Origin of the sequence: Dokdonia sp. MED134 (assembly GCF_000152925.2) — a bacterium.
Classification (GTDB): Bacteria; Bacteroidota; Bacteroidia; order Flavobacteriales; family Flavobacteriaceae; genus Dokdonia.
In genome coordinates, this window is the sequence record NZ_CP009301.1 from 3,130,001 (window position 1) to 3,151,517 (window position 21,517).

Genomic DNA, 21,517 nt, shown 5'->3' on the forward strand with positions numbered 1-21,517 from the left:
TAGGCTCAACGTCCATATACAAGACAACTGGTGTACATTGTCACTAGATAGTAGTGGGGCATCATTACACCATCGTGGTTACAGAACTGCGACAAATATTGCACCTATTAACGAAGCACTCGCTGCGGGATTAATTATAATGAGTGGCTGGCACGGTCAGTCAGATTTTCTTGATCCTATGTGTGGGTCTGGTACAATGTGTATAGAGGCTGCAATGATAGCCTGTAATGTGCCTGCAAACTTAAATAGAAAAGAATTTGCTTTCGAAAAATGGGGAGATTGGGATGTAGATCTGTATGAACTCATAGAGGCATCTGCTCTTAAACGTGTTAAAGATTTTAGATACACGATTACGGGTTATGATAAAGCACCATCTGCCGTAGAGAAGGCTCGCGAAAATGTAAAAAACGCACAGCTTTCAGATTTTATCACTATAAGTGAGAAGAACTTTTTTGAAACTAAAAAACAAGGTAATGACTTCTTACAAATGGTGTTTAACCCACCTTATGGTGAGCGTTTACCTATAGAGATGGAAGCGTTTTACAAAGAGATAGGTGATACACTTAAAGGTGGTTATCCTGGATCTCACGCCTGGATGATTACTTCTAATATGGAGTCGCTTAAGCACGTGGGGCTTAGACCTAGTAGAAAAATTAAGTGTTTTAACGGTAGTTTAGAAAGTCGTCTGGTTAAATATGAGATGTACGAGGGAAGCAAGAAGGCTAAGTATCAAGATGATAATGAATAGTTGTACGCTTTCGCGAAAGCGTAATTAATCCCCTACTTTTTAAAAATAGGGATAAGATATGATAGCGTATATCCATAACCCACACCTACCGTAGAGTCTTCTGTAACTTTACCGAAGCCCGGAATATAAAGATTTGCATATCCATCTGGATCTTTTGTTGTGATAGATCTCTTAATCTGAACATTAACACCTAGATAGATATTACTAAAAAGTTCTACTTCTAGACCTAATTTAAGCTCTAGCCAAGTAGCATTGAGTCCAGAAAAATCTTGGGAGTCTAGTCTTGTGTCATCACCAAAAAGAGGATTTGTAGTGTATATGGTATAGCTGTCTAGCTCTTGACTAAAACTAGAAAAACCAGCACGTACACCTGCATAGATTAGGTTATTCATCCCAAACCAGTTCTCATAAGCATTGTAATTAAAACCGGCTTTTACGTAACTACCTTTTGTAGTATTCTCAATATTGGGTAGATCTGTTACTTTGGTTTCGTTACCTAACTCTGCGGCTAGATAGTAGTTTTTCTTTATTCTAAAATCGCCTACTACTTCAAATCCTGTGTAGTTGTCATCAAGAAAAGATCGTACAGGTTTTGATAAATCTATACCTACTCTGAGGCCGTAGTAATCTGTAGGGACTTTTACTACTGTGTCAATTGCTATAGCTTCTTCTCCTATATCTTGAGCACTAACACCAGCAGATATAACGGTAAAAAGTAGGCTAGTGAAAAATACTAATGTGTGCTTCAACTTGATCATTTACCGTTGGGTTTTCTATTATAATATTCTGTATCCAAGAGCCATCATCTTGAGGAACTAGTTCTGCCAGTAACTCATCATATATCACTCTAAAGCCGCAAGCCTTGCTTACATACTCCTCATCGCGTATGTAGGTAAACACTAGGTCATCTACATTTATAGGCTCGTCATCTTCTTCTTGAGAGTTTATTATAAATGAGTAGGTTGTAACATCTTCTATAGTACGTAGAGGGATAGCAATACTGTCTATGCCTGCACTCACTGTAAAGCCTGTATCTTCTGGTATAGATCCTTCTGCTACGATAGCAAGATTGTTAGGAGCTTTGGGATCTGAAGGGCTGTCTGCATCATAAAACTTTATAATAAGCAGTGGAGTAGTGGGTGTAGTCTCTGCACAAATGTCATCACGCTCGCAGGCGCTTTGCCCAAAGCATATAATGAGTAACAGTATATAAAAGAGTTTTTTCATTATGATCTTTTCTCTAAAAGTACAACATTCTCTACGTGATGAGTTTGAGGAAACATATCTACAGGTTGTACCTTAGTTACCTTATACACGTCATCTAGTAACGCAAGATCTCTTGCTTGTGTTGCACTATTACAGCTTACATATACAATTTTTTGAGGTGAGATATTTAATATCTGGTCTACAACGTCTTTGTGCATACCATCCCTAGGTGGGTCTGTTATTATAATATCTGGCTCACCGTGTGTGGCAATAAACTCTGAGTTAAAAACCTTCTTCATATCCCCTACAAAGAACTCAGCATTTTCTATACCATTAAGTTTTGCATTTTCCTTTGCAGCAGTGATAGCATCTGGTACAGCCTCTACACCTATCACTTTTTTAGCTTTTTTTGCAACAAACTGTGCGATAGTTCCTGTACCTGTATATAAGTCATATACAAGCTCATTACCTGTAAGGCCAGCAAAGTCTCTTGTAATTTTATATAACTCGTATGCTTGTTCTGAGTTAGTCTGGTAAAAGGACTTAGCATTGATCTTAAACTTAAGGCCTTCCATCTCTTCAAAGATGTGATCACGCCCTGCATAACAAATTACCTCCTGATCATAAATGGTGTCATTGCCCTTACCATTAATTACATATAGTAAAGATGTAACCTCTGTAAAGGTGTCTTTTATGTAGTTAAGAAGTAGTTCTCTTTTTTGTACATCTTCCTTATAAAACTGTACGAGTACCATAAGCTCCCCAGTAGTAGAGGTGCGTATCATAAGCGTGCGTAAAAGACCTTCTTGATTTCTGGCATTGTAAAAAGCCATATCATTTGCGGTAGCAAATTCTTTTATACCATTACGTATAGCATTACTAGGGTCGCGCTGTAGGTGACATTTTTCAATATCAAGAATCTTATCCCACATACCTGCAATATGAAAACCAAGGGCGTTGCGATCTTCTATCATCTCGCCACTTTTTATTTGCTCTAGTGTGAGCCATTTTGAGTCAGAAAATCCAAACTCCATTTTATTTCTATAGAAGTACTGCTCTTTGCTTCCGGCAATAGGAGTCACTTCTGGTAATTCAATTTTTCCTAGGCGGGTTAGATTATTTACTACCTCTTGCTGTTTGTACTCAAGCTGGTATTTATAATCCATATGCTGCCACTTGCAACCACCACAAAACTCAAAGTGCTGGCATTGTGGTTCTGTACGCTTTCGCGAAAGCGTAACCACCTCTGTTGCAGTACCCTCATAGTAGGCTTTACGTTTTTTTGTAGTCTGTACGTGTACTACATCTCCTGGTACAGCGTTGTTTATAAATAACACCTTACCATCTGGTGCGTGACCTATGGCTTTACCTTTTGCGCCGGCATCTGTTACGGCTATATTTTCAAAAATCTTACGATTAGTTTTACGTCTACCCATAGTGGCAAAAGTAGGATTTATAATAAAGCTATTTTCCGAAAATTATAAGAGATTATCAATAGTTTGTAAAGTATGACGCTCCTTGTGTTTTGTAATCACTAGAGCATAAAAAAAGGCTACTATGAAAATATAGTAGCCTAATTATTGAGGGAATTATTTATGAGGTGTTAGTCAACTTTATTGTTGAACTTATGTAAGATTTTTTTCATTTGCTCTCCTGCAGCTTCTCTACCTCCTAGACCAAAGCTCAGAACCACTGTAAGTGCTATAGTACCAAGTGTAAGACCAAAGGCAAGGTTAATAATCTCATCTGCAATGCCCATCGTGCTTAACCCTATTGCAAGGAAGATAGCGATGATAGCCATACGTACGATAGATGCTAAGAAAGCATTTTCTTTGGCTGCCATATTTTTATAAACGATGCTTGCAATCCAGTTACCTATTACTAGAATAACAAGTCCAAATAATATTTTACCACCATATACATTTATAGTTGCAAAGATTTCTGAAAGTTGTTTAAACTCTAACTTTTCTATAGCGGTAGTGATACCAAAAAGGAGGATAAAAAAGTAAACAATGTTACCTATAAGGTTTACCACATTTGTGTTGCCCGTCATTTTATCAAGTTGCATTTTTTGAAGTGTAGCATTCATATTCATCCCGTTAAGAAGATCTTTTACAAGACCACTTAAGAAACGAGCACCTATTGTAAAGGCAAGAAGGATTATTGCTGCAACAGCTATTTTTGGTATAGCAGCCATAAAGCTAGATAGCATTGTAGTTGCCGGTATAGAGATAGAGTCCATCTCTAGTATATTAAGTGCTACAATAAGTAATGGTATAAATACAAAAATGAAAACTATCTTCTTAAGGATGTTTACAACATCAATTTTAGTAGAGATTTTTAATTTAGGCAGTGCTTTACGTATGGTATCTCCAGACATTCCTACAAACTCTGCAACGATTGTTGCCAGCATATACCCTATGTATGTTACAAGACCGGCACCTACTATGCGAGGTATGAAGCCTAGAAAATCATCTAGCATATTTTTAAGTGGGTCTAGGGCAGAGGTAAGACCTAAACGACCTAGCACAAGTGTAAAAACAAATATCATTACTAGTAAGTAAACTAGTTTTGATATAAATTTTGATAAAGTGATGGTGTCACTTTTTAATTTCTCATCAAGACCACTCTTTTTAATGATCTTTGCAGTTAATTTTTTGAGTAGCTTTGCTATAAATATACCTACTATAAGAAGTAGTATAGCTACAAGTGCGTTGATTAAGTAATCACCACTACTTAAGTTTTTAAGTAAATCGTTGAGATAGTCCATTTTGATTAATTATTTTAGTTTAGTCAAATGTACTTCGATTACTTAGGGTGCTATTTTATTTCTAGAAGCATCAAGGCATTAAAGATGAAATGCATATAAAACACGACATAATACACAGTTGTACTATGTTTTATGAGGTTGATTTCTCTCCTCTGACATAATTGTTAAGAATTAGGAATTGTAAATTATAGAATAAAAAAACTTACACATTATGGCCACTGTTGATCAACTTACATCACAACAGGCAATCGCTCTCGAAGACAAGTACGGAGCACACAACTACCACCCGCTTCCAGTTGTACTTTCAAAGGGAGAAGGCGTTTACGTCTGGGACGTAGAAGGAAAAAAATACTTTGATTTTTTATCTGCATACTCGGCAGTAAATCAAGGTCATTGTCATCCTAAAATTGTAGGAGCAATGACAAGTCAAGCACAAACACTTACACTTACATCAAGAGCATTCTATAACGATATGCTAGGTAAGTTTGAGAAGTATGCTACAGAGACTTTTAACTATGACAAGCTCTTACCTATGAATACAGGTGCAGAGGCAGTAGAGACAGCTCTTAAACTTTGTAGAAAGTGGGCTTATGAGGTAAAAGGAATAGACGAGAACGAGGCAGAGATTATAGTATGTGAGAACAACTTTCACGGGAGAACCACAACCATCATCTCATTTTCTAACGACCCTGTGGCTCGTAAAAACTTTGGTCCTTACACAAAAGGATTTATTAAAATAGAGTATGATAATCTTAAAGCCTTAGAAGAAGCACTTAACAGCAGTTCTAATATAGCAGGTTTTCTAGTAGAGCCTATACAAGGAGAAGCAGGTGTATATGTACCTAGTGAGGGTTACCTAGCAGCGGCAAAAGAACTGTGTAAAAAACATAATGTACTCTTTATAGCAGACGAGGTGCAGACAGGTATAGCAAGAACAGGACGTTTACTAGCTACCTGTGGTAACTGCGATTGTGTAGATAAGCACTGTTCTGGTACACCAGAGGTAAAAGCAGATATCTTAATACTAGGTAAAGCCTTATCTGGAGGTGCATATCCAGTATCTGCAGTACTAGCAAATGATGATATTATGAGTGTAATAAAGCCTGGTAACCACGGTAGTACCTTTGGAGGAAATCCGGTTGCAGCGGCTATTGGTATTGCAGCACTTGAGGTTATTAAAGATGAAGAGCTTGCAGATAATGCACAAGAGCTAGGTGAACTCTTTAGAGCAGAGCTTGCAAAGTTTATTGAGACAAGCTCTATTGTAAATGGTGTACGTGGTAAAGGACTACTTAACGCCATCCTCATTAACGATACAGAAGATAGCTCTACCGCTTGGGATATTTGTATCGCTTTACGTGATAATGGATTACTAGCAAAACCTACACACGGTAATATCATACGTTTTGCACCACCGCTTGTAATGACTAAAGAGCAATTACTAGAATGTGTTGCGATTATTACAAAAACGCTTAAGCAATTTGAGAAGTAATAACTCTTAATGATATAAAGCAAAAAAGCCGCTTCAGTTATGAAGCGGCTTTTTATATATAATTAGGATTCCTTATTAGTAAGAACCTCCCATTTGCTCTAGTTGCTGTTGTTGCCATTCTTCCATACCAGCATATCCTCCAAAAGCGATTAGCATACCTATAAAAGCTAATACCATTAAAGCACCTAGTACAAGACCTATGATAGCAATGATTCTTGCTGTTTTTAACTGTCCATAGTTTTCATAAAGTTCTGGATCTTCGGCAGCTGTTTTCTTGTCTTTGTTTGCTAGAAATAATGCAATACCCGAAAGCACTACTCCTCCAAAACCTGATGTAAAACAACAAGCAATAAATGATATAATCCCTAGTACAAGAGATATCGTTACATTAGGTAATTTTTGTTTTTCCATTTTTTGAGTGGTTAATTAGTTAGTTGTCATTTTTATAATGTAGCTCACAATAATTGTAGCGACTGTCAATATAGCTAAAATTATGATACCCTTATTAGCATATTTAATACTAATAAATTGATTAAGAATGAGAAGTGAAAATAATAACACAAGCGGATAAATAGCAGGATACATAAAAAATGCTTCTACAAACTCACCTCTTAGTATCAAAGCAATAGAACGCTGTATGCCGCACCCCATACACTCAAAACCGAGGTATTTCTTATTCATACAGGGTAGCATATATTCTTCCATTCAGGTCACTCTAAGTGTGTAAACGCTTCAGTTATTATACAAGCGCTCTCAAATTTAATAACTATTAGAGGAGATAGCCCTTCTTATGCGATAAAAAATGCAATATTTTATGCAATATAAGAAAGCAGTATAAAGTCAGTATCTAGATTCATTTTATACACAATGCTTATTTTTACCTATAAGGTTTAATACTTCTATGTTATGGTAAAAGGAACACGCGTACAAGCACTAGATGACGATTTTGAAGGTCTGGTAGTAGAGACGGTAGATGGAGAGATACTTGTAGAAGATAGTGATGGGTTTATTTTACGCTTTCGAGAAAGCGAACTCATACCCATTATAGATGATAGACTTAACAGCGATCTTGCTTATGTACCAGATAGTGTAATCTCTGAAAAAGAGCAGCCTAAAAGACGACAAGCGCCAAAAGTCTCTGCAAAAGAGCGCAATGCTCCTATGTTTGAGGTAGATCTACATATTAATAAACTTGTAAAATCTAAGCGTGGTATGAGCAATTATGAGATACTCACCCTACAGCTTGATACGGCAAGAGGTCAACTAGATTTTGCCATACGAAAGCGCATCCCAAAAATGGTTTTTATACACGGAGTAGGTGAGGGCGTACTGCGAGAGGAGCTCTATACTTTACTACGTAGGTATGACGGTATTAAATTTTATGATGCAGATTTTCAAAAATATGGAGCAGGAGCAACCGAGGTCTACCTGTACCAAAACGCCACTACTCGTTAAAATCTGGCTTTTCTGTTATAACAACGTCTGGTGATGTATATACCCCAAAATTTTGAGTAGACTCATCACGCTGCTCATCTTGGTTTGCAGGATTTATATACACAAGTAACCTTGTAAATATAGATATCTGGAAGTCTGTAATAACATACTCGTTATCACGATACTCATTTACAGTAGTTTCTACCGCAATAGCTGGATTTAAGTAATCATCTTCGGTAGGATTATCTGGATTTGAGTTGTCATTTGCTGGGTTGAGATCCATATTTGCATCTTCGTTGCGTGTGAGCACGCCATCACCATCATCATCTGGGTCAAGGTAATCTGGTATCTCATCGCCATCTGTATCTCTAGAGAGCATTGTATCTATAGCAGTCCCGTCTTCATTGAGAACCACACCTTCTAGCTCTGTAGGTACGTTATCACCATCATCATCAGAGTCTAATATGTCTGGAATGCCATCCTCATCAGTATCCTTAAGATCTGCAGTACCCGCGACACCTTCTGGGTCTTCTATCTCAGAAGGTATGCCATCCTCATCAGTTTCGGTCCCTGATCTTGTAATGAGCACTTCTCCCTCTGTACTTATAAACTCTTCTGCCACCACCGGTGTTGCAGGTGGTATAAGGCTACAAAAGTAATCACTAGATACCGCGTCATTAAAACGTCTGTATGAAACTTGGTCATCACCAGAGAGTGTAATGTCATCAAGTTCATCTACTCCTCCAAAAATATCTTGAGTGGTTGAAAACTGTAGTGCTAGCGTCTCGTTAGTACTCGTGTTAATTTTATAAAATACATACTCGCTATCTGTACAAAGTTCTAGCTCAAGATCATCAAAATCTATCTCTGTGACTATAAGATCACCATCGTCACACGAGGTAGCGATAAAAGAAAGGATAACTAAGGCTAGAAGCTTTTTCATATAAATTATGTTTATGACAAAAATAGGGTAAAGAGATGTAATTACGCTTTCGCGAAAAAACTTATTTAAACAGCATTAACACCCTGCATTTACTTGTTACAATGTGCCCATTTGGTACAACCTTGCTCATCATATAGAAACGCTAAAGTGTAAGAGCTGTCGGGATATTTTAGTTATTTTTGTAGACTAATCCCCTAAGGAATAACGTTTATGTCTCAGGTTTATTTTGATAATGCTGCAACCACTCAAATACGTCAAGAAGTATTAGAACGTATGATGGAGGTTATGAGAGAGGTGCCTGGTAATCCATCTTCTACACACGCCGTAGGTCGCACCGCAAAAAGTCACGTAGAAAGTGCGCGTAAAACCATAGCAAAGATTCTTAATGTTACTGCGGGAGAGATTATTTTTACATCTGGAGGTACAGAGGCAGATAATCTTGTCATAAATAGCGCCGCTCGAGATCTAGGAGTACAACGTATTATTACCTCACGTATAGAGCATCACGCAGTGCTACACGCAGCAGAAGAAGCAGCAAAAACCTATAACATTTTACTAGAGTACGTTCCCTTAAAAGAATGTGGCACTCCAGACGAAAAAAAGCTAGAAGAAATGCTCGCATCAAATGATACAAAAACGCTCGTGAGCCTTATGCACGTTAATAATGAGGTGGGTAATATGATAGACATAAAAGCAATCGCGACTATGTGTAAATCATATGGAGCACTAGTACACTCAGATATGGTGCAAAGCATTGGCCATTATGCTATAGACCTTCAGGAGGTTCCTGTAGATTTTGTAGCGGCTGCTGGTCATAAATTTCACGGGCCAAAAGGTGTAGGATTTGCATTTATAAGAAAAAATAGTGGTCTTAAGCCACTTATCTTTGGAGGTTCACAAGAGCGTGGTTTACGAGCTGGTACAGAGGGTGTACATAATATTGCAGGACTTGAGACGGCAATGCAATGTGCATATACTCATCTTGAAGAAGAGAGCAATTATGTGAAAGGGATAAAAACCTATTTCGCCGAAAGGCTTAAAAAAGAAATCCCTAGTGTAAAACTTAATGGGAATTGTAGCAATCCAGAAAAGAGTACATATACCTTACTTAACGTATGCTTACCTATTGCTTCAGAAAAGGCATTATTGCTGCTTTTTCAATTAGATATGAAGGGTATTTCTTGCTCTAAAGGAAGCGCTTGCCAGAGTGGGAGTGATAAAGGATCACACGTACTTCAAGAAATCTTATCTGAAGATGATCTTAAAAAGCCTAGCGTGCGTTTTTCTTTCTCAAAGTATAATACACAAGAGGAGGTAGACTACGTGATAAGCGTTCTTAAAGAGTTCCTAGAAGGTGTACCTGCGTAGGTCTAGAACTTAGCAGATACTCGTACATTAAAAACTCTAGGAGATAAAAAGTTAGGAATTGCAAACTGCTGTTGTGTACTTGCGTCTCTTACAAAGGTGTTTGTAATTGAGTTCTGTCTATCAAATATATTATAGATTTCAAAACCAGCCGTAAGATCCTTAAAGACGTGTAGCCAGTGACCTTTTGGGAACGGTTTTGATGCATCTGTAAAGACATAATTTATACCTGCATCTGCTCTAAAATAATCTCTCAACCTAGGTAATTCTGAAAACACATAAGGATCTGCATAACTAGGTGATCCTCCTGGTAGGCCTGTCTGGTATACCATATTAATGTAAAGTTTCAAACTAGGAATATTAGGCGCGTAGTCTTGAAATAGAAAAGCAACCTTTAATCGTTGATCTGTAGGTCTTGGTATATATCCTTGATTGTCTATATTTTCTTCTGTGCGCAGTACACCTAGACTTATCCAGCTTTGTGTACCTGGTACAAACTCACCATTAAGTCTGGTATCTATACCATAAGCTCTTGCCGTGGCATTATTTGTAGCTCTGTAACGTATGCGTACATTTTCTAAGGTATATGGATTTACATCTGTAAGACCTTTATAATATGCTTCTGTCACTAGTTTAAAAGGGCGTTCCCAAAGATTAAAACTCCAGTCGTGGCCAGCTACAAGATGAAAAGATTTTTGTGCTTTTACATCTGGTCGTACCTGTCCCAGTGAGTCTCTCAACTCCCTATATAAAGGAGGTTGTGCATAGAGACCTCCAGATAGTCTAAAAATCATATCTGAGTTGCCACCAGGTTTTAAACTAAGTTGTGCTCTCGGGCTTACCACGGTTTGTGTTGTACTCTCAATATTATCTCCGCTTACCGTCCACTGTTGTGCTCGTACTCCAGCATTTATCCAGAGCTCGTTATTTCCTATCTCGGTACGTTTACTGTATTGTCCATAAGCAGAGAGTCTATTAATCTGCACATTATTACGGGCACGTATGTTTGTAAAGGGCTCAAGAGGCGCATCAAATGCCGCATAAGGTTGCTCATTTGTAAAATCTCCTATAGGTGGTCTTATAGAAAATCCAGCAGAGTCTATAACCTCATATTCTTCTAGTCTATCACGTATATCTTCACGAGTATATTTAATGCCCCAATCTATCTGGTTTGTATCTTTTAGATACGTTCCTTTATGCTCTACATTTATAAAAAGTGCATCTAGATCATTACGAGCGTGTGTAAGTTGTGAGCCTATACCTTGTGTAAACTCTACATCACCTAGGTCTTCATCACCTATATTAGTATTAGGTCTTCCTAAACGATAGTCTGCAAAAATATCAAAATACTCTTGCTCTTGTGTGTGATATGCAGATCCTAAAACTTTGAGTGTGGTATGCTCATTAAGTTGGTAAGTACCTTTTAAGGCTCCAAAGTAAGTCTCATACTTATCTTCTTCTTGACCTTCATAAAAGACAATAAGGGCTAGAGGATCTGTAAGGCTACCAAAATTGGTTTGTCGTGTAAGTGGCTCATAGTCATATTTATTTATCGCAATGTTCCCTAAAAAGTCTAGTTGAAATTTATTTGTAAACTTATACGTAAGCAATGACTGAGCGTCAAAAAAACGTGGTTTAAAGTTAGTTTCTGTTTGCTTTGCATTTACAAGAAGGCTATTATCGCGATAACGTACACCTGCAAGTGCTGTAAATCTCCCGTCTTTAGAAATTCCTTCACCAGAGATACTACCGCCTAGAAGGCTGGCATCTGCACTGGCCGCAAAATCTACAGGCCTTCTATAGGTAATGTCAAGTACAGAAGATAGCTTGTCTCCATATTTTGCCTGAAATCCTCCAGCACTAAAAGCTACATTTTGAACTAGATCACTGTTTACAAAACTCAATCCTTCTTGCTGTCCAGAGCGTACTAAAAATGGACGGTAAACTTCTATTTCATTAATGTATACTAGGTTCTCGTCAAAGTTACCACCGCGCACAGCATATTGTGTACTTAGCTCATTATTATTACTCACTCCTGGTAATGACTTGAGAAGATTTTCTACTCCCGCATTTGCACCTGGTGTCTTGCGTATAGTCTCTGGAGCTATGGTAGTCACGCCTTCTACACGCTGCCTGGTAGTAGTGGTAATAATAACTGTACCTAGTTGTTCAATATCGGTTTTTAATACTGGGTTAAACTCAATATCGGCATTTGCTTTAAGGTTGAAGGTTTGTGTTATCTTTTTAAAACCTACATAGGTATAAGATATTGCGATGTCCTCATTTGCAGGAATCACAATTACATAAAAACCATTGTCATTTGTAACAGTACCATCTCCCATAAATGCAACAGAAGCTCCTGGTACAGGTGTGTTTTTATCATCTAGTATGATGCCTCTTATAGTTGCCGTTTGGGCAAGACCTAGAGTTGTAAAACATAAAAGTAGGATGAGTAGGAGGTAGTTATTTTTCAATGGATGGTTTTCTAAAGAATGTAGTTTCAAATGTAGTACTATTTCCCACATTATCAGTCACGATAAGTTTGAGTTCGTTCTTAGTATCTGTAACGGCATTATCGTTAAAATCGTGTGTAAGTGTTTTGGTTTTTGGCTCATACTCAAGTAAGATAAACTTACCATTTACTGTAGCACGGTATCCCTTTATACCACTCGCCAGGTCTTTTATCTCAAATTTAAGGTAGCGATATTTTGACATCCATTTACCTTTTGTGAAGTTACTAGCCTTTACCACTGGCGGGTCTGTGTCTTTTGCAATTGTATATTCTCCCAGGGTACGTGTGTTAATTTGTAGTTTATTATCCTTAATACGAGTGTTGCTGTAATACACATCACCTTTGTAATTTATTCTACCTAGATATAACTTATCGCGATCTACCTCATTATAACCAGATAGGTCATATGAGATACTTATATTTTTATGCACTGGTAGTACATCTTTGTGTAAAGTGAGTTTGTCACCTTCTGCTTTAAGATTTAAAAAGTAGTCATCATAAAATGCTCCTTTGGGTATATAAACTTCAAATTTTCCTTCGTTAAAATTGTACCCTTGGTCACTGTATACAAAGTCTTTGAAGTTGGTAGCTGTGTTTCTTGGGGAGATAGTATCACTAGTCCCGCTTATGGGTATGTTTATGATCACTTCGTTGTGAGCATAATCTTTTACTTTAATTTGGTATTGGTAAGCAAGACTATCTTCTATTGTAAGTATACCGTTATCAACCTGCTGAGTGTATATACTAAGCGGATTGTTTCTCTCTATAAACAATTTCTGTACGCGCTTTCTTTTATCTTTATATAACCCATAATCTATCATTCGGTTGAGGTATCTGGTTTCTGCAAAGGAGAATTTATCCATTTTTACCTCAAAATTGGTCTCACCGTTTAATGACGTTGTAATGGCATAAATCCCATTCTTATTATTTGCTAGATCTTGCTGGTCTATGGTACCTATTGCAAATCCTATCGAGCCTTTTGCCTTTATATTTTCGGCTTGGTAACTCCCGTCTGCCTTTTGAGTGAGGCGCACATCTATAGCTTCGGTTCCTTTATTGATGGTTGATTGATCACCTATAGGGTAAGCCCTAAGATGATTTATGGTAGGCTTTCTAGTGTCTTTTGCGTTGAGTCCAAATAAGAATGGATTCATAGGTCTCGAGTTACCATCACGTATTTCAAAATGTAGGTGAGGGCCGCCACTACTTCCTGTGTTTCCACTATATGCAAGTATTTCTCCCTTGCCTATGGTGAGCTCTCCTTTTTTAGGAAATAGCTCAATCTCATAAGACTGTTTTTTGTATTGTGCGCTCTTGATGTAAGCTTCTACCTCTGGACAAAATTTCTGTAAGTGCCCATACACGGTGGTATAACCATTAGGGTGAGCCACATAAATAGCTTTCCCATAACCGTAGTGAGATATTTTTATGCGTGTGATACTACCTTCGGCTGCTGCATAAACGGGTAAGCCAGTCCTGCGCTGTGTTTTTAAATCAAGCCCACTATGAAAATGGTTGCTACGTAGCTCTCCAAAACTTCCAGCAAGTACAAGCTCGCCATCTAGCGGATTTACAAAGTAATTTTCAGGAATTTCATTTTGAGAATATATTAATCCAGTTATCAGGACTAGCGCAAATGATAATAGCAATCTTTTAGACATAGGTACTAAAGTAAGTAATAGCTTTGTATAATTAAAAATGACGGTGGTGATAAGTCCGCTTTCGCGAAAGCGCAACACTATTCCTCAATAACTAAGCTCGCCGAAAACTCTTGCGATAATGAGAAATACCCTAGAATAAACGCATCTGGTCTGTTTAAATTATCAAACTGATCTATATTATCTATATCAGTAATATTAAGAAAATTACCCCTTACCGTGGCAGTAGGTGTCTGGAAAGGACCGTTTTCTCCTTGCTGACTTTGTTCTAGAAGTCCATTCATATAGTCATAAAACTGCTCATCTGCGCCTAGAATGCTTATGTCTATAGTGTCTCCAGGGTTGAGAGGAGTATCATCTGAGTCATAAAAATAGGAGAACTCAAATTGTTGCCCTTGGTAAAAGCGGTCTTCTGTAGGGAGATATTCATTAAAGTCTAGATCTATCACATAATAGTTATCATCATCTGGAATATCTGTAAAGGCGATAGTCACCTCCTTATCATCTGGGTCAAAAAGCCCACCATCGCCTTGCTCTACCGTATCTATGGGTACAGAGGGAGCGAAGTTTGTTCTAGCAAAATAGTCTTGATCTTGATGCGTTACAAATATTAAGTACTCAGAATCGCTAGTGAGCCAGCTTGTTACTATTTTGTTATCTGCTACGGGAGAGACTGTGGTAGCAAAGGGTCTGTAAACACCAGGCTCACCTGGTACAGCCTCATAGGGTACAAAACCAGACTCATCTGCTTTTTGAATAAACATACTTTCTACTTCTGCTGGTTGTATCTCACCAAAAAACGATGAAGATAGGGAGACTTTAATGTTTGCCGCTGTTAATTGCTGCGTAGTATCTATGCGTATTAAGGCATCTACTATAAGGCGAGGGTCTTCATCATTAAGATCTACATCTATTACATCTTCACACGATGTAAATACTAGTAGTAATGCTATAAGGAGTGTTATATATCTCATCTCTTACTAAAATTTAAAATTATAGGTAACCGCAGGAATGATTCCAAAAATGGCTGTTCTTACTGCCTCGTTATTACCAGTGTCTGCGTTTTGTCTAAAGTTTATAGAAGCGGCATTTCGACGGTTATAGGCATTGTAAATACTAAAAACCCACTCTGACTGCCACGATCTGTTCTTATTTTTTTCTGGGGTAAGTGTCGCGCTTAAGTCTAGTCTATGGTAATTAGGTAATCGTTGCTCGTTACGAGGACCGTAAGTAGGGATAACTATACCTTGAAACTCAAATTGACCCACAGGGAAGTTAGTCGGCTGTCCAGTTTGGAATAAAAAGTTACTACCAAATTTCCACTTGTCATTAAGCTCATAATTGAGATTCATAGAGATGTCGTGAGTTTTATCGTAAGGTGTGTTATACCACTGCCCGCGGTTTATGCCTAGCTCTTCTGGTGTTCTTCCTGGTGTGCGTTGTTCAGATTTTGATAAGGTATAAGCTAGAAAACCTTTAAATTTTCCATCATTTTTACGTAGTAAAAACTCAAGACCATAGGCTCTAGCCTCACCTTGTAAAATAACTTGCTCTATGGCTTCATTTGCAATAAGCTGGGCTCCATCTATGTAGTCTATACGGCCATCTATGTCTTTATAAAAAGCCTCGGTTTCTATAGTGTACTCGCTGTTTCCTATCTCAAGATTTTTAAAATAACCTATGGCATATTGATCTAGTTGTTGTGGTGCTGCATACTGGCCACTGGGTGTCCAGATGTCAAGCGGAGTAGGGGAGCTTGTGTTAGATAATAAATGTAAGTATTGTACTAGCCTCGTGTAACTCGCTTTAATTGATGTATCGTCATTAAAAGCATAAGAAGCTGCAATTCGAGGTTCAAGCGCATTATAAGTAGCGAGTTTATCTCCTCGTGAAAAAGAGGTATCTACTCCTATAGGGTCTTCGCTTTGATATATAAGCAAGAAAGGATCAAAAGATACTGGCTGGTCATTACTGTAAATATTAACCTCGTCTTGTCCTAATCTCGTAAAATTACTAAAACGTAAACCATACTCCACTGTCAGGTTTTGCGATAATTTATGTTCTACGTCTACATATGCAGCAAACTCATTTGCATATTTCTTAACCAGTTGCTCTTCTATAATTCCAGAGTCTGGACCATTAGGTTGAATTTTACCAGGATTAAAAGTATAGTATAAGTTATTAATACCTGAGTAGATCTTCATCTTGTCATTAAGATAGTGAGTGAGATCATATTTGATATTTATATTGTTAATACCAGAGTTCCACTCAAAGCCTACAAAGTCTAGATCAAGCCCGTAGTAGTAATCGCTATAAATAAGAGAGGCGTTTGAAAATAGCTTGTCGCTAAAAATATGGTTCCATCTCAAATTACCTACCGCATTACCATATACATTTTTAAAACTATCGCTTACGCTAAAAAGATCTCGGCCAAAATAACCAGATAGATACAAGCTATTATTATCATTGATCTTATAATTAATCTTTGTATTAAGGTCGTAGAAATATGCTTTATTATCTATATCAAATAGTGGTAAAAATAAATGTGCATAAGAGGCTCTACCGCCAAAAAGGAAAGCCGCTTTATCCTCTACAATAGGTCCTTCTACCAGCAGTCTACTTGCCACAGCTCCTATACCTCCTGTAACTTTTGTTTTCTTGCTGTTACCTTCCTTTTGATAAATATCTAGTACAGAAGACACCCGTCCACCATATCTAGCTGGTATCCCTCCTTTATATAGTTTCAAATCCTTAATAGCATCTGGGTTAAAAACCGAAAAGAAACCAAAGAGGTGTGAGGAGTTAAAAATAGTAGCCTCGTCTAGAAGAATTAAGTTTTGATCTGCAGCGCCACCTCTGACGTTAAAGCCAGAAGCTCCCTCACCAGCACTCGTTACGCCTGGTAGCAGCAATATAGCCTTTATAACGTCTGCCTCTCCTAATACAACGGGAATACTTTTTATAGTCTCAGAGGTGAGTGCATTTACACTCATTTGTGGTTTACGTATTCTCACACGTTCTACTTTCTCTTCTATGACAATCTCATCGAGTTGCTCTAGTGATGTAGAGAGAGCTATATTTTTACGTATATCTTTGTTGAGCTCTATAGTTTCTATTACATCTTTATAGCCTAAGTAGCTCACCTGTACCTTATAAGTACCCTCGGGCAAGGTGATAGAGTAGAAGCCATATGAGTTAGTCACAACACCATCATTAAGCTCAGGAAACAAGATGCTTACTCCTATCAAGGTTTCATTACTAGATACATCTGTAATGGTACCGCTCAAGGTGTATTTTTCTTGAGAGAGTAGGGGGTGTAACGACCCTAAAAATATCAGTACGTATAAAATATTTTTCATTGTAAAGATTTGAAGTAAAGCTAGTGACAAAATACCGATAAACTTGTTAAAAATAAAAAGCCTCTTCATTTTTGAAGAGGCTTTTGTCGGTGATGATTACGCTTTCGCGAAAGCGTAAAAACCTTAATCTATAATCGCGTTAAAAGTAGCGCTTGGTCGCATTGCTGCAAATGTTTTATCGCTACTCACACTGTAGTAACCCTCTATATCTTGAGGACTTCCTTGTGCTGCGTTAAGCTCATTTATGATAGTATGCTCATTTTCTTCCATTGCTTTTGCAATAGGAGCAAACTCTGCAGCTAGATCTGCATTTTTAGTTTGGCTAGCTAGTCCTTGTGCCCAGTATAATGCAAGGTAGAAGTGACTACCACGGTTATCTAACTCGTTTACTTTACGAGAAGGTGATTTTCTGTTTTCTAAAAACTTGATAGTCGCCTCGTCTAGTGTATCTGCAAGTATTTGTGCTCTCTCATTACCCTTAGTAGTAGCCACGTGCTCTAGTGACACCGCTAGTGCAAGAAATTCTCCAAGAGAATCCCAACGCAGGTGACCTTCTTCTAGAAACTGCTGTATGTGCTTAGGCGCAGATCCTCCAGCACCTGTTTCAAAAAGTCCACCGCCATTCATAAGTGGCACAATAGATAACATTTTTGCACTGGTCCCTACTTCAAGTATTGGGAAAAGGTCTGTATTGTAATCACGCAGTACGTTTCCAGTTACTGAGATAGTGTCTTGACCATTTTTAATACGCTCAAGTGAGAAACGTGTCGCTAGTACAGGAGACATAATCTGTATATCTAGTCCCTCTGTATCGTGATCTTTAAGATAAAGATTTACTTTTTTAATAAGCTCTGCATCGTGTGCACGCTCACTGTCTAGCCAGAATACAGCTGGAGATCCAGTTGCTCTCGCACGACTTACAGCAAGTTTTACCCAGTCACGTATAGGTGCATCCTTTACTTGACACATTCTCCAGATATCACCTTCGTTTACCGCGTGTTCTGTAAGAACGTTACCTGCATTGTCTACCGTACGTACTGTTCCTGCAGCAGGTATTTCAAAAGTCTTATCGTGAGACCCATATTCTTCGGCTTTTTGAGCCATAAGACCTACATTAGGTACTGTACCCATAGTAGTAGGGTCAAAGGCACCGTGCTTTTTACAAAACTCTATAGTTTCTTGAAAAACACCTGCATAGCTACTATCTGGTATAACTGCCTTAGTATCTTGTTGCTTTCCTTGTGCATTCCACATTTGTCCAGAAGCGCGTATCATAGCTGGCATAGATGCATCTATAATTACATCACTTGGTACGTGTAGGTTTGTGATACCTTTATCTGAGTTTACCATAGCTAGGTCTGGACGAGCATCATAACAAGCCTGTATAGCCGCCTTGATTTCTTCTCTTTCAGATGCTGGTAATTCCTCTATTTTGGCAAGTAAATCTCCAAAACCATTATTTACATCTACCCCTATTTTATCAAGAGTAGCACCATACTTTTCAAATACTGGGGCAAAAAATACTTTTACTGCGTGACCAAATATTTTTGGATCAGAAACCTTCATCATTGTTGCCTTCATATGCAGAGAGAATAAAAGATCTTTCTCCTTTGCATCTGCAACTTGTGTTTCTAAAAAGTTTATAAGCGCTTGTTTCTCCATAAGAGAAGCATCTATAATCTCATCTGCAAGAACCGGAGTCTCGGCTTTGAGTACTGTTACTTTACCAGCAGCATCTACGTGTTCTATACGTATGTTGCCTGCCTCTTTAATTGTAACAGACTTTTCGTTGTTTCTAAAGTCTCCGTGAGACATCGTTGCCACGTGAGACTGAGAGTCCGCACTCCAAGCACCCATACTGTGCGGGTTATTGCGAGCATATTGCTTAACTGGCTTAGGTGCACGTCTGTCTGAGTTACCCTCACGTAGTACTGGGTTAACAGCACTACCTAGTACTTTTGCAAATCTTGCACGTATTGATTTTTCTTCATCTGTTGTAGGCTCTTCCGGAAAATCTGGAATTGCATATCCATCACTCTGTAATTCTTTTATAGCCGCTGTGAGCTGTGGTATAGAAGCAGATATATTAGGAAGCTTTATAATATTTGCTTCTGGTTTTTTTGCAAGTTCTCCTAGTGCTGCAAGCGCATCTTCCTGTCTTTGATCTTCTGTAAGATATTCAGAAAAGTTTGCTATGATACGACCAGCTAGAGAGATATCCACTAGCTCCATCTCAATATCAGAAGATTTTGTAAAGCGCTTTACGATAGGGAGGAATGAATGTGTTGCAAGCATAGGAGCTTCATCCGTAAGTGTATATTTAATGGTGGTTTTATCTGTCGCCATTCAGGAGTTTTTTTATTTAATAAATCAATTGAAATTTACTTGCTGAGCAAGCCTAGCAAATATAGCCAATAGCTTAGAATACTTGCAATGCTAAGATGGTAGAAAACCCCTATAATTGTGAAGAAATAAACATTTTTTTAAGACAAAAGCCATATCCCTGTACAAAGTACGTTGATATGGCTTTTTAGAAATTGCTTTACCGGTAAACCCTTGAAGTTTTATAACAGTGTTTTAATGACTGTAACCGTTCAATTTCTGCTGAAATAGTGTTGTTTGTCAATATAAAACAAACTATCTCAGGGGTGTCGCGTTACTTAAGATTATTTAATAAGTAGATGATTTACAATATCTACTCATCTAGCTTGTGCAGCGGGTCTTATTAGTAACCACAACTTAACTAAAATAATATGGTAATACTATTGTAGTTTTCTGGATGGTTAAAATCGTCTAGTGGATTAGAACTACATAAATGTAGTAATAGTTTTGACTCGTTAGTTTAAAATGTATTTATTTAATTTTCAACCAGTTATTAACTTGAGTTCTTAACTTTTGTTCATAAAAAAAAAGCCTCACTATAAAAGTGAAGCTTTTAGAATAAAATTGTCCAGTAAGACTATCCGCGTCTCTCTTTGATACGAGCTTTCTTACCTGTAAGACCTCTAAAGTAGAAGATACGTGCACGACGTACAATACCTCTTTTGTTTACTTCAATCTTCTGGATAGCTGGAAGGTTAAGCGGGAATACACGCTCTACACCTACAGTACCAGACATCTTACGAATTGTAAAAGTCTGAGTTCTTCCAGTACCTCTTAATTGTAACACAACTCCTCTAAAGAACTGTGTTCTACTTTTTTCACCTTCCTTAATTTCATAGTACACAGTGATAGTATCACCTGCTGCAAAGGTTGGGAAATCATTTTTTGGGATGAATTCGTCTTGTACGAATTTTACTAAATCTTCCATTTTATGGATGTTAAATTGGTTTTACGTTAGGGCAACATTCACGATCATCGTCAGAGGTTAACCTAAGCGGGTGCAATTTTACTTGCGGTTTTAAGTTGTTCAAAGTGCGTCTTAATTTTATTCTTTACGCTTTCGCGAAAGCAATATTAAGCAACATTTTAAATAACAAAAAGAACCTCCATAGTCCTATAGAAGTTCTTAGTATGTCTAAAGCGTAGATCTCTTAAAGAGCTGCTACGTGCTTTGCAAGCTTAGATTTAAGGTTAGCAGCTTTATTATTGTGTATAATATTGCGCTTAGCTAACTTGTCAATCATAGAAGCTACAGCCGGATATAAAGCCTGAGCATCTTTTTGTTCAGTCATATCGCGTAATCTTTTGATTGCGTTACGAGTCGTTCTGTGCTGGTAACGATTTCTAAGACGCTTTGCTTCGTTGCTTCTAATTCTCTTTAAAGCTGACTTGTGATTTGCCATTATTGTTTTTTCTAAATAATTATAAAAATTGTAGCCCGTAGGGGAATCGAACCCCTCTTACATGGATGAAAACCATGCGTCCTAGCCGATAGACGAACGGGCCATTAATTCTAGTATCATACTTCTCAATATAGCCTCTAGAATTGTAAATCAAAAATTGTAGCCCGTAGGGGAATCGAACCCCTCTTACATGGATGAAAACCATGCGTCCTAGCCGATAGACGAACGGGCCTAGAACAATCGCT

18 protein-coding genes and 2 tRNA genes (1 of these 20 only partly in view) are annotated in these 21,517 nt (G+C 37.9%); 4 read left to right on the forward strand and 16 right to left on the reverse strand.

The genetic code is table 11. The features are described 5' to 3' along the window. Positions 1 to 748, forward strand: the 3' portion of a protein-coding gene (locus MED134_RS13850; protein WP_038601310.1) for a class I SAM-dependent RNA methyltransferase. Its footprint begins 401 nt before the window's first position; only the last 748 of its 1,149 coding nucleotides appear in the window; the start codon falls outside the window, past its left edge; its stop codon occupies positions 746 to 748. Between the two features lie 32 nt (positions 749 to 780). Here MED134_RS13850 and MED134_RS13855 read toward each other — a convergent pair whose 3' ends face one another. The 4 genes from MED134_RS13855 to MED134_RS13870 form a co-directional block, all read right to left on the reverse strand. Beyond that, positions 781 to 1,506 carry a DUF6048 family protein gene (locus MED134_RS13855; RefSeq protein WP_038600331.1) on the reverse strand — a complete coding sequence of 242 codons (726 nt, stop codon included), beginning with the start codon at positions 1,504 to 1,506 and terminating at the stop codon, positions 781 to 783. Beyond that, a complete protein-coding gene (locus MED134_RS13860; RefSeq protein ID WP_038600334.1) occupies positions 1,469 to 1,975 on the reverse strand; it encodes a DUF6452 family protein in 507 nt (168 codons plus the stop codon). The genes MED134_RS13855 and MED134_RS13860 overlap by 38 nt, the downstream gene beginning before the upstream one ends. Continuing rightward, positions 1,975 to 3,390, reverse strand: coding sequence for a 23S rRNA (uracil(1939)-C(5))-methyltransferase RlmD (rlmD, locus tag MED134_RS13865; RefSeq protein ID WP_038600337.1), 1,416 nt, complete (start codon positions 3,388 to 3,390; stop codon positions 1,975 to 1,977). The genes MED134_RS13860 and rlmD overlap by 1 nt, the downstream gene beginning before the upstream one ends. A gap of 167 nt (positions 3,391 to 3,557) precedes the next feature. After that, positions 3,558 to 4,724: a mechanosensitive ion channel gene (locus tag MED134_RS13870; protein WP_038600338.1), complete on the reverse strand. Its 1,167-nt coding sequence runs from the start codon at positions 4,722 to 4,724 to the stop codon at positions 3,558 to 3,560. Positions 4,725 to 4,935: 211 nt separating this feature from the next. On the opposite strand from MED134_RS13870, the gene rocD reads away from it, so the two are divergent. Next, entirely contained in the window at positions 4,936 to 6,216 is a 1,281-nt protein-coding gene (rocD, locus tag MED134_RS13875; RefSeq protein ID WP_038600341.1) for an ornithine--oxo-acid transaminase, read from the forward strand. A gap of 75 nt (positions 6,217 to 6,291) precedes the next feature. On the opposite strand, the gene MED134_RS13880 is transcribed toward rocD, so the two are convergent. Further along, the gene (locus MED134_RS13880) at positions 6,292 to 6,627 is read right to left on the reverse strand and encodes a CCC motif membrane protein (RefSeq protein WP_035328227.1); all 336 of its coding nucleotides are present in this window, start codon (positions 6,625 to 6,627) and stop codon (positions 6,292 to 6,294) included. 15 nt (positions 6,628 to 6,642) lie between these two features. Beyond that, complete coding sequence (locus tag MED134_RS13885; RefSeq protein WP_038600344.1) at positions 6,643 to 6,921, reverse strand: DUF2752 domain-containing protein; 279 nt, start codon at positions 6,919 to 6,921, stop codon at positions 6,643 to 6,645. A 201-nt stretch (positions 6,922 to 7,122) separates the two neighbouring features. Here MED134_RS13885 and MED134_RS13890 point away from each other — a divergent pair, with 201 nt between their 5' ends. Continuing rightward, positions 7,123 to 7,671 carry a Smr/MutS family protein gene (locus MED134_RS13890; protein WP_035328232.1) on the forward strand — a complete coding sequence of 183 codons (549 nt, stop codon included), beginning with the start codon at positions 7,123 to 7,125 and terminating at the stop codon, positions 7,669 to 7,671. Here the strand turns inward: MED134_RS13890 and MED134_RS14825 are convergent. Next, positions 7,661 to 8,593: a hypothetical protein gene (locus MED134_RS14825; RefSeq protein WP_052084257.1), complete on the reverse strand. Its 933-nt coding sequence runs from the start codon at positions 8,591 to 8,593 to the stop codon at positions 7,661 to 7,663. The two genes, MED134_RS13890 and MED134_RS14825, sit on opposite strands and share 11 nt — an antisense overlap. A gap of 210 nt (positions 8,594 to 8,803) precedes the next feature. On the opposite strand from MED134_RS14825, the gene MED134_RS13900 reads away from it, so the two are divergent. Further along, on the forward strand, positions 8,804 to 9,961 hold the full coding sequence (locus tag MED134_RS13900; protein WP_038600347.1) for a cysteine desulfurase family protein: 1,158 nt from the start codon (positions 8,804 to 8,806) through the stop codon (positions 9,959 to 9,961). A gap of 2 nt (positions 9,962 to 9,963) precedes the next feature. On the opposite strand, the gene MED134_RS13905 is transcribed toward MED134_RS13900, so the two are convergent. The 9 genes from MED134_RS13905 to MED134_RS13945 form a co-directional block, all read right to left on the reverse strand. Continuing rightward, entirely contained in the window at positions 9,964 to 12,432 is a 2,469-nt protein-coding gene (locus MED134_RS13905) for a carboxypeptidase-like regulatory domain-containing protein (RefSeq protein ID WP_038600350.1), read from the reverse strand. Then, a complete protein-coding gene (locus MED134_RS13910) occupies positions 12,422 to 14,131 on the reverse strand; it encodes a M23 family metallopeptidase (RefSeq protein WP_038601313.1) in 1,710 nt (569 codons plus the stop codon). The genes MED134_RS13905 and MED134_RS13910 overlap by 11 nt, the downstream gene beginning before the upstream one ends. 77 nt (positions 14,132 to 14,208) lie before the next feature. Further along, positions 14,209 to 15,102 (reverse strand): DUF4249 family protein, encoded by an 894-nt coding sequence (locus tag MED134_RS13915; protein WP_038600351.1) that lies wholly within the window; start codon positions 15,100 to 15,102, stop codon positions 14,209 to 14,211. 6 nt (positions 15,103 to 15,108) lie between these two features. Then, entirely contained in the window at positions 15,109 to 17,487 is a 2,379-nt protein-coding gene (locus tag MED134_RS13920) for a TonB-dependent receptor (RefSeq protein ID WP_038601315.1), read from the reverse strand. A 123-nt stretch (positions 17,488 to 17,610) separates the two neighbouring features. Then, positions 17,611 to 19,833: an NADP-dependent isocitrate dehydrogenase gene (locus tag MED134_RS13925; RefSeq protein ID WP_038600354.1), complete on the reverse strand. Its 2,223-nt coding sequence runs from the start codon at positions 19,831 to 19,833 to the stop codon at positions 17,611 to 17,613. Positions 19,834 to 20,446: 613 nt separating this feature from the next. Next, complete coding sequence (rplS, locus tag MED134_RS13930; protein WP_035328245.1) at positions 20,447 to 20,797, reverse strand: 50S ribosomal protein L19; 351 nt, start codon at positions 20,795 to 20,797, stop codon at positions 20,447 to 20,449. 223 nt (positions 20,798 to 21,020) lie between these two features. Further along, positions 21,021 to 21,272 (reverse strand): 30S ribosomal protein S20, encoded by a 252-nt coding sequence (gene rpsT / locus MED134_RS13935; protein ID WP_038600357.1) that lies wholly within the window; start codon positions 21,270 to 21,272, stop codon positions 21,021 to 21,023. A 31-nt stretch (positions 21,273 to 21,303) separates the two neighbouring features. Beyond that, positions 21,304 to 21,375 (reverse strand) — tRNA-Glu (locus tag MED134_RS13940). Positions 21,376 to 21,432: 57 nt separating this feature from the next. Beyond that, positions 21,433 to 21,504 (reverse strand) — tRNA-Glu (locus MED134_RS13945). Positions 21,505 to 21,517 lie beyond the last annotated feature (13 nt).